Annotated in this window: 8 protein-coding genes; 4 read left to right on the forward strand and 4 right to left on the reverse strand. The window is 66.7% G+C overall.

All coding sequences use genetic code 11. The annotated features are described in order from the left end of the window. The first annotated feature begins 32 nt into the window (after window positions 1-32). Window positions 33-209, forward strand: coding sequence for a Flp family type IVb pilin (locus AB4Z16_RS08385; RefSeq protein WP_441510882.1), 177 nt, complete (start codon window positions 33-35; stop codon window positions 207-209). Window positions 210-232: 23 nt separating this feature from the next. Here the strand turns inward: AB4Z16_RS08385 and AB4Z16_RS08390 are convergent, their stop codons facing one another. Then, the gene (locus AB4Z16_RS08390) at window positions 233-1,114 is read right to left on the reverse strand and encodes a LysR substrate-binding domain-containing protein (RefSeq protein ID WP_149130562.1); all 882 of its coding nucleotides are present in this window, start codon (window positions 1,112-1,114) and stop codon (window positions 233-235) included. A 183-nt stretch (window positions 1,115-1,297) separates the two neighbouring features. Between AB4Z16_RS08390 and AB4Z16_RS08395 the strand changes: the two genes are divergently transcribed. Both AB4Z16_RS08395 and AB4Z16_RS08400 read left to right on the forward strand, forming a co-directional pair. Next, window positions 1,298-1,657 (forward strand): DUF1127 domain-containing protein, encoded by a 360-nt coding sequence (locus AB4Z16_RS08395; protein WP_441510883.1) that lies wholly within the window; start codon window positions 1,298-1,300, stop codon window positions 1,655-1,657. Window positions 1,658-1,816: 159 nt separating this feature from the next. Beyond that, a complete protein-coding gene (locus AB4Z16_RS08400; RefSeq protein WP_441510884.1) occupies window positions 1,817-3,706 on the forward strand; it encodes a methyl-accepting chemotaxis protein in 1,890 nt (629 codons plus the stop codon). 63 nt (window positions 3,707-3,769) lie between these two features. Here the strand turns inward: AB4Z16_RS08400 and AB4Z16_RS08405 are convergent, their stop codons facing one another. Genes AB4Z16_RS08405 through AB4Z16_RS08415 form a run of 3 tightly spaced genes read right to left on the reverse strand, consistent with a single transcriptional unit; the run spans window position 3,770 to window position 7,969 of the window. After that, a complete protein-coding gene (locus tag AB4Z16_RS08405; protein ID WP_441510885.1) occupies window positions 3,770-4,666 on the reverse strand; it encodes a DUF937 domain-containing protein in 897 nt (298 codons plus the stop codon). A 22-nt stretch (window positions 4,667-4,688) separates the two neighbouring features. Next, the gene (locus tag AB4Z16_RS08410; RefSeq protein WP_441510886.1) at window positions 4,689-6,107 is read right to left on the reverse strand and encodes an MATE family efflux transporter; all 1,419 of its coding nucleotides are present in this window, start codon (window positions 6,105-6,107) and stop codon (window positions 4,689-4,691) included. Then, complete coding sequence (locus tag AB4Z16_RS08415; RefSeq protein WP_441510887.1) at window positions 6,104-7,969, reverse strand: monovalent cation:proton antiporter-2 (CPA2) family protein; 1,866 nt, start codon at window positions 7,967-7,969, stop codon at window positions 6,104-6,106. Before AB4Z16_RS08415 ends, AB4Z16_RS08410 begins: the two co-directional genes overlap by 4 nt. Window positions 7,970-8,080: 111 nt before the next feature. On the opposite strand from AB4Z16_RS08415, the gene ispH reads away from it, so the two are divergent. Continuing rightward, window positions 8,081-9,142 carry a 4-hydroxy-3-methylbut-2-enyl diphosphate reductase gene (gene ispH, locus AB4Z16_RS08420; protein ID WP_441510888.1) on the forward strand — a complete coding sequence of 354 codons (1,062 nt, stop codon included), beginning with the start codon at window positions 8,081-8,083 and terminating at the stop codon, window positions 9,140-9,142. Window positions 9,143-9,174 lie beyond the last annotated feature (32 nt).

The raw sequence follows: 9,174 nt of genomic DNA on the forward strand, positions 1-9,174 counted from the left end.
GTTGGCGGAAACTTCATGCATAACCTAAGGGTATGAAGCAGATCGCCGCCAGCTTTGCCGGACTTCTTCGCGACGAGCGTGGCGCCACCGCGATCGAATACGCCTTCATCGCCAGCCTGGTTTCGATTGGCATCGTCGGTGCTGCCACGCTGATCGGCACACGCCTCAGTGTGCTGTTCGAGGCGATCATTCCGGGCCTGACCAGATAGCCTGCGACCGGGCAGCTCTCGGCCTACTCTGCCGCCACCTTGAAGCTCGCCAGATTATCCAGGCTCTGGATGATGTGCTCGGCCAGCGCGTTCGACAGCACCGAAGGGTCGAAGCGCGTGCGCAGCAGCCCGATCTTGCACGAGGGTAGGGTGGCGTATCCTTCGGACGGGCCGAGGATGCGCATGCCCGGCCGCACCGCGCTTTCCGGCAGCACCGAAACCGCAAGGCCCGCCAGGACGGCCGCCCCGACAGCCGTCGAGTTCCAGCTCGCATAGAGGACGCGGAAGCGGCGACCCTTCGACTCCAGCGCGTCCACTGCCGCCTGGCGCCAGTTGCAGGTCGGCCGGCCGAGCGCCAGGGGCAGCGGGTCTTCCTCATGCACGCCGTGGCGCGCCGAGGTAACCCATAGTAGCGGCTCGATCCGGATGATCTCGCCCTGTCCGCGGCTTTCGACATGGGTGATGATGGCAAGGTCGATGTCGCCGGTCGCGATGCGTTCGGCCAGCATCGGCGTCGGCTCGCACACGACGGTGACCTCGGCGCGTGGATTCGAATGGGCGAAGCGCGCGAGAATCTCCGGGAGATAGCGGTCGGCATAGTCGTCGGGCACGCCGAGGCGGATGCGGCCTTTCAGATCCGCATCGGCGAAGGAAGCCACGCATTCGAGATTCAACCGGACGATGCGGCGCGCATAGTCGAGCAAACGCTCGCCATCCTCGGTCAGCTTGGCATGGCGGCCGTCGCGCCCGAAGAGGGGGCGGCCGACGCGCTCCTCCAGGCGCTTCATCTGCATGGAAACGGCCGACTGCGTCTTGAAGACGATCTCGGCGGCGCGGGTGAAGGAGCCGGTATCGGCGATGGCGACGAAGGTCTTGAGCTGATCGGCATCGAGCACATGCGCCATTGGCGATCCCCATCCACTGCTCATCAATATCAGTGTTGCGAGACATCATAACCATTCGTTTGGCTGATGACCAGTGCCTCGCTATTGTCTGCTCACTCTCTGAGCTTTCCAGTCAATGGCGCGTCCGGGCTGGACGGAGATGCCGAGCCAACTTTCCCTTCCGTTCCGATCCAGGAGGCTGTCATGCTGATCATGACCTTTGTCGCGAAGCCGCTCTCGACCATCTCGTCGGGCGTCACGCGCGTTGCCATTTCCGGTCTCGGCGGGATTGCTCAACTCGTGCGTGCCCTCATTCACCGCCGCGAGGTGATGCGTCTGACCGAGCTCGACGAACGCGGCCTCAAGGACATCGGCCTCGTGCGTTCCGATATTGCCGGTGCGCTGGCGACGTCCTGGTACAAGGATCCGTCGGCCGTGCTTCAGGATCGCTCGGAGGCGCAGGCGGGTGCCGCCGCGGCGCGGCGCGAGCACGCCCAGCTCCATGCTCCGGCACGGCCGAAGCTGGCCGCCAATGCAGATCTAGCGGTTGTACGCTGCGCCTGACCCCTTGGCAGCAGCGCCCCTGCGGGCGGAAGCTTCGTGCTTCCGCCCCTTTTTATGCGATTTGAGCGGCTTTTAGCTGCTATAACGCAAACTTCATCATTTCGACGGAAATCTGTCGCGCCGCTCGGATAGCGGCGGCATCGGATCTGGGCTGTCGGCATGAAACTGTCTTTGCGCCTCAAGGATCTGCGGATTCGCACGAAGATCGCGATCCCGCTCATTGTCATGGGAATGATCGGATTGGGCACGGCGATCTATGCCGGCCAGGAATATGCCCGCATCCAGAAAACGTATTCGGATCTGATCGACCAGCGCGCCACGGCGATCCTCGATTCGGCGCAGTCGACGCTGGCGACGAGCTACATCCTGCGCGATCTCTACAAGGCGATCGCCTATCCCGAATACATGAAGCAGAACGCCACCGCGATCGAGGATGTTCGCAAAGGCTATGATCTCGCGCTGCAGCAGCTGGTCAATGCCAAGATCAGCTTCCCCGATAAACATGCAGAGTTCGATGTGCTGGCGCGGCGGATCACCGAGCTCAAGGCCAAGATCGACGACGTCACCAAGCAGGCGGCGCGCGACGAGGATTTGCCGGCGCTCTCGGTAATGTCCGAGCTCGACCGGGCTTTCGGGGGGATCATCGCCGACGCGGTGAAGCTCAACGGTGAGATCAAGAGCGATACGCAGACGACGGCTCAGGTGCTCGACACCCAGGCCAAGCAGCTCGACTGGCTGATGCTGGTTTTGACCATCGTCGGCACGCTGATCGGGCTTGCCGGCGCGATGATGCTCGCCCGCCTGTCGATCACCAGTCCGCTCGATCAGCTCAAGGAACGGATGGCCGATCTCGCGGCGGGCGACTACGCGGTCGAGATCGAAGGGCAGGCCCGGCGCGACGAGTTAGGGGCCATGGCGCGGACCGTCCAGGTCTTCAAGGAGAATGGTCTCGCGGTGCAGCGGCTCGAGGCGGAAACGGCGGAGAGCCGCGAGGCCTCGGAGGCGCAGCGCCGCTTCGTCGAGCAAGAGCGCGCCGCCCATTCGCAGGAGCAGGTGCGCCTGGCCGCCGAGCAGAGCCAGGTGATGGACGCGCTCGCCGAAGGGTTGGATCGGCTCTCGCGTGGCGACCTGACCTGCCGGATCGATGCAGAACTTGCCGCGGAATACGAGAAGCTGCGCGACGATTTCAACCTGGCTGTCGGCCATCTCGCAGAGACGATCCGGACGATCCAGGCGACCTCCGGCGACGTCGGCAATGCGGCTCTGGAGATCAACACCGGCGCCGACGATCTCTCGAAGCGCACCGAGGAGCAGGCTTCCTCGCTCGAGGAAACCGCGGCGACGACCGAGGAGCTCGCGGCCTCGGTCAAGGCTTCCGCGCATTCCTCGCAACAGGCGGTCGCGCTGGCGGACGAGGCGATGGATGTCGCGCGCAAGGGCGGTGCCATCGTCCAGGACGCGGTCGATGCCATGGCCCGCATCGAGACGGCCTCGCGCAAGATCTCGGACATCACCAGCGTGATCGACGAGATCGCCTTCCAGACCAATCTTCTGGCGCTCAATGCGGCAGTCGAGGCGGCGCGCGCCGGCGATGCCGGCAAGGGCTTTGCGGTCGTAGCCTCCGAGGTTCGCACGCTCGCCCAGCGCTCGAGCGCGGCTGCCAAGGACATCACGGCGCTGATCACCGAGTCGGGCGCGGAGGTGGCACAGGGCGTCGGTCTGGTTCGCTCGGCGGGTGCCGCGCTCGAGCGCATCGTCGAGGCCTCGGGCAAGGTGTCTGCCACGGTCTCGGAGATTTCCGCTGCCGCGACCGAGCAGGCGCACGGCATCGACGAGATGAGCCAGGCCGTGGCTCACATGGACGAGATGACGCAGCAGAACGCGGCTCTTGCCGAGGAGAGCGCGGCTTCCGCCACGGCCCTCGCCAGTCAGATCCAGCGCCTCAACGATCTCGTCGCCAGTTTCCGCACGCATGATGGCGTTGCCGAACTGCGCAGCATGGCCGCGGCCATGGCGGCACAGGTCGGCGAAGGACGGCTGCGCGCCTGACGCCTGCCTGATCAGCCGGTCGGGATTGGCCGGCGCTTTCCGGCTTTCGGCGGCCGTCCGGCTTCAGCGGCGTCCCTGGCTGCCGCCGAGCATGGCGTCGAGGATCGACTTCAGGGCGTTCTGATGATCGTCCTGGATCTGGCGGCCGTGCTCGAACATCTGGTTGAGCGCGTCGAGGCCGATAGAGCCGGGGCCGGGAGCCTGCGAGGACGAGGGCGCCTCTTCAGGTTCGGGCTCCGGCTCGGGCGCGCGGCGCGGCGGCGGCGCGCTGCGCGATGCGGGGGTGGGCTCGGTTTGCGGAACGGCCGCGCCACCGAACATGCCGCCGAGAATCTGGCCGAGCGCGCCGCCGAACGGGTCCGTCGGGTTGGCTTGAGGACTGGTCTGCGGCTGGGCTCCCGCCTGCCCGAACATTCCCTTCAGGATCGCGTCGAACGGATTGGCCGGCATCTGCGGCTGTTGCTGCGGCGCGGGCTGCATGCCCGGCATCTGGCCGCGCATCATTTCGGCGAACTGGCCGAGAATGCCGCCGAGCCCTTCATTGCTGCTCGATTTGGACAGGCCGCCCATCAGCATCGCTGCAATGACCGGGAGCATCTGCTTCAGGATCGCTTGGCTGACGCCGCTGGTCGCCGCCGCCTGCGCTGCGATGGCCTGGCTGACCTCGCGCGAGCCGAAGATCTGGCTCAGCACGTCGTTTCCTGCCGATTGCGCACCGGTGGGGATGCCGCTGCCGGCTGCCTCGAAGAAGCGGGCATAGGGCGAGGCCGTCATCATCTGGGCCAGCGCGCCGAAGGCGAATGGGTCCTGCGTCTGCCGTTGCAGCCCCATCGAGAAGGCCGGCAGCAGCGCATCAAGCGCGGCCTGGGTCTGCTGCAGGCTCAGTCCATATTGCTGGGCGAGATTCGGCACCGCTCGACCATTCTGTGCCGATTGCATGATATCGAACAGATTCATCATGGATGCCTCCCCAGGCCGGCGTTCAGTTCCGTGCCTGAGCGGACGATAGCAGGGTGTCCTTGTCTGGCAAATCGAGGGTGGCCCGGCGCTGCAGCGCTTCGCGCTCCAGCCGGGCGATGCCGCGATAGGCGAAGACCAGTGCCAGCACGCCGAAGGCGACCGCACCCAGCGCCGAGCCGGCAAGCGCGCCCTTGGGCCCGGCCATCTGCGCGCCGAGGAATGCGAAGGGCATGGTGCCGAGCGTCGCGCGGCCCCAGCTGAACAGCGTCGACAGGAACGGCATGCCGAGATTGTTAAAGGCGGCATTGGCGACGAAGAGCATGCCGACGAAGAGCCACATCGGTCCGGCGATCAGGCAGAAGAACTCGACCAGCTCTGCCGTAAGCCCCACGGCGTGGAAGGCGGAGACGATGACGCCGCGCAGCGAAAGCAGCAGCAGCCAGGAAACCAGCACGCACCCGCCAGCGAAGATCGCCGAATCTGTCAGGCCGCGCCGCATCCGGTCGAAGCGCCCCGCGCCCCAGTTCTGGCCGAGGATCGGGCCGACCGCGCCCGACAGGGCGAACACGGCACCGAAAGCCACTGGCACGAGCCGGTCCATGATCGCGAGCGCCGCCACCGCCCCATCGCCGAAGCGGGCGACGACGCCTGCGAAGACGGCGTTGGCGATCGGGTTGGAGAGGTTGGTCAGAATGGCCGGCCCGGCAATGGCGAAGGTCCGGGCGCTGTCCTGGCGAATCCAGCTCAAGCGCGGCCGTGCCATCATGCCGTGGACGACCACGGTCGCGTGGAAGCCGATGGCCACGATGATGACACGCGCCAGCACGATCGCGATCGCCGCGCCGTCCGGCCCCAGCCCGAAGCCGAAGATCAGCAGCGGATCGAGACCGGCGGTGGCGATGCCGCCGCCGAGGGTCACGAACATTGCTCGGCGCGCATCGCCGACGGCGCGCAGCACGCCGGAGAAGCCCATGCCGATCGCCATCAGCACGTTTGAGGGCAGGGTGATGTGCAGGAAGGAGAGGGCGACCGCATAGGACTGGTCATGCGCGCCGATGGTGCGCAGCAGCCAGGGCAGCAGCGGCAGGGCGGCGAACGACAGCACCAGCGCAACCAGCGCCATCAGGACCATGGTCGAGGCGGCAATGCGCCGCGCGCCCTCGCGGTCACCGGCGCCGATGCTGCGCGAGGTCAGGGCGGCGACCGCGATCATCAGGCCGACATTCACCGAGATCATCAGATAGAGCACGATGGTGGCGAAGCCGACGCCGGCGGTGGCCTCGGGGCGCCCGAGCCAGGAGACATAGAGCAGCGACAGGAGGTCGACGACGAAGACGGCCATCAGTCCGATCGAGCCCGTCGCCGTCATCACGGCAACGTGGCGCATCAGCGGGCCTTCAACAAAGGCGGCCTGCGCCGGCCGGGTGGAAGAGCTGCTCACCGCTCGGGCTCTCCGACGCCGCCGACAGAGACCTCGGCCCCGCCATCGGCAATGACCTGCTCCGTCTCGGCATTGAGGGCCTTGGGCTTGCCCTTCGGCTTGACGATCGGCTCCGGCGTCACGCGCGGCACACGGTTCAGCGCGGCGGCGATCCCCTCGCTGAACTGGATCTCCATGCGCTGGGCATCGCGGTCGCGGACGTGGTCGATCACGAAATCGGCCTCGTCATGGCTCAGGCCGAGGGCCTCGAGCGTGACACGGCCGAAACCGAGCGCCGATTCGAAGGTTTCGCGCATCTGGTAGTCGACATTGGCCTTCATCAGTTCGATCGCGTGGATGCGGTCGAACGAGCGCACATGCACGCGCACCTGCGGAAACTCGGCCTTGACCATCTCGACGATGCGCAGCGCCGCGTCCTTGTTGTCGATGCAGACGCAGATCACCTTGACCCGGCCGGCGCCCGCGGCACGCAGCACGTCCAGGCGCGTCCCATCGCCGTAATAGACCTTGAAGCCGAAGCGGGCGGCGGCGCGGATCTGCTCGACGTCGGAATCGATCACGGTGATGTTGATGTGCTGGAGCAGCAGCGCCTGCGTCACTACCTGTCCGAAACGGCCGAAGCCGACCACCATCACCTGGCTGTCGCTGATCCCGTCGAAATCCTCCTCCATCGTCTCCGGCGTGACGCGCGAAAGCAGCACCGCATCGATCAGCTTGGCGACGATCGGGCCGAGCAGCATGCTGATCGCCGCGAGCGCCGTCGCCATCGCCGACTGTGACGGGGTCAACAGCCCCTGCGCAAGGCCGAGCGGCAGCAGCACGAAGGCGAACTCGCCGGCCGGCGAGAGCAGGGCACCGGCCCGGATCGCCTCCAGCCAGGAGGAGCAGGAGATTCGCAGGATCGAGGTGACCACGGCGATCTTGAACAGCACCAGCAGCGGCGCAGCCACCGCCAGCAACATCCAATTGGAGGCAACCAGCTCGAGGTCCAGCGACATGCCGACTGCCATGAAGAACAGGCCGAGCAGCACGCCACGGAAAGGCTCGATATCGGCTTCGAGCTCGTGCCGGAAATGGGAATCGGCCAGCATCACGCCGGCGAGAAAGGCGCCCATCGCCATCGACAGGCCGACATGCTCCATCAGCAGGGCCGCGCCGAGCACGATCAACAGCGCGGCAGCCGTCATCACGTCCTTCGCGCCGGTATTGGCGAGGATGCGGAAGAACGGGTTCAGCACGTAGCGCCCGGCCAGGATGATCGCGACCAGCGCACCGAGTGCGATGCCGAGGCTGACGAGCGCGCGCATCGGGCTGCCGGCCTGCGCGCCGCCGGTGGTGGCGAGCAAGGGCAGGAGCGCCAGGACGGGTGCGATTGCCATGTCCTGGAACAGGAGGATCGAGAAAGTACGCCGGCCATAGGCTTCGCTGGCGTCGCCTCGTTCCGCGAGCTGCTGCAGTGCGATCGAGGTGGCGGAAAGCGCCAGCGCCACGCCGACCGCGACCGCGCCTGCGGCGGACAGGCCGAAATACCAGCCGAAGAGACCGATGCCGGCGGCGCTGAGCGCCATTTGCGCCAGGCCGGTGCCGAGAATGTCCTTGCGCATCGAATAGAGGCGCGCCGGCTGCAATTCGAGGCCGACCAGAAAGAGCAGCAGCACCACGCCGATCTCGGCCGTGCTGCGGATGGCGTCGGGGTCCTTGATCACGCCCAGGACCGAGGGGCCGATCACGATGCCGGCGGCGAGATAGCCCAGAACCGCCGATTGCCCGAGCTTGCGGAACAGCGGAACAGCGACCACCGCCGCGGCGCAGAAGGTCAGGATCGGCGGCAGGAAGCTGACATGCGAGGTGGCGTCGGCCATACGGAACTCGTGATCGGAAACGGGCGTGCGATGGCCTGAAGCGGAGCTGCTGCGCGGGCGGCCAGGGTTCTATCTAGGCGCTCGGCGGCAAGACTGCGAGAGGCAATCGACATGGCTGTCCGGCCTGCGCCGCTTCGCTTCCTTGACATCGCCGCCATCCCGCCGAAAGAAGACCGGCATCATCCGGAGTTCATTTCGCGCGTGACCAAGCCGCCGCTCGCCATCCTGCTCTGTGCCCCGCGCGGCTTCTGCGCCGGGGTCGTGCGCGCCATCGACGCGGTCGAGAAGGCACTCGCTCTGCATGGCGCGCCGGTCTATGTCCGCCACGAGATCGTCCATAACAAATACGTCGTCGAATCCCTGAAGCGGAAAGGGGCGGTCTTCGTTGCCGAGCTCGACGAGGTGCCCGACGAGACGCGCCCGGTGATCTTCTCCGCCCATGGTGTCGCCAAGGCGGTTCCGGCGGCGGCGAAGGCGCGCAACCTCTTCGCTATCGATGCCACCTGCCCGCTGGTCACGAAGGTGCATCGCGAGGCCGAGGTGCATCACAAGCGCGGCCGCCACATCCTGCTCGTCGGCCATGCCGGCCATCCGGAGGTCATCGGCACGATGGGCCAGTTGCCGGAGGGGGCGATCACGCTGATCGAGACGCTGGAGGATGTCGCCGCGCTGACCCCGCCAGCCGCCCAGCCGCTGGCCTATGTCACGCAGACCACTCTCTCGGTCGACGACACCCGTGAAATCGTCGAGACGCTGCAAGCGCGCTTCCCGGAGCTGATCGCCCCGCACAAGGAAGACATCTGCTATGCGACGACGAACCGCCAGGAAGCGGTGAAGCGCGTGGCGCCGCAAGTCGACGGGCTGATCGTCGTCGGCTCGCCCAATTCCTCGAACTCGCAGCGCCTGCGCGAGGTGGCCGAGCGCGCCGGCTGCCCGGTTGCCCGGCTCGTCCTGCGCACCGACGAGATCGACTGGGCCGTCTTCGGCAATATCCGCAGCCTCGGCATCACCGCCGGCGCCAGCGCGCCCGAGGTGCTGGTCGAGGAGATTATCGACGCCTTCGCGGCCCGGTACGAGGTCCGCGTCGAGACCGTCTCGACCGCCGACGAAAACGTCTTCTTCCCGCTGCCGCGCGAATTGCGCGGCGAAGCGGCGCCGAACGCGGCCGAGTAAGGCCAGCAGAAGCATTTTCAAGCGAGGCGGAT

This window comes from Allobosea sp. TAF32 (assembly GCF_052113585.1).
Classification (GTDB): Bacteria; Pseudomonadota; Alphaproteobacteria; order Rhizobiales; family Beijerinckiaceae; genus Allobosea.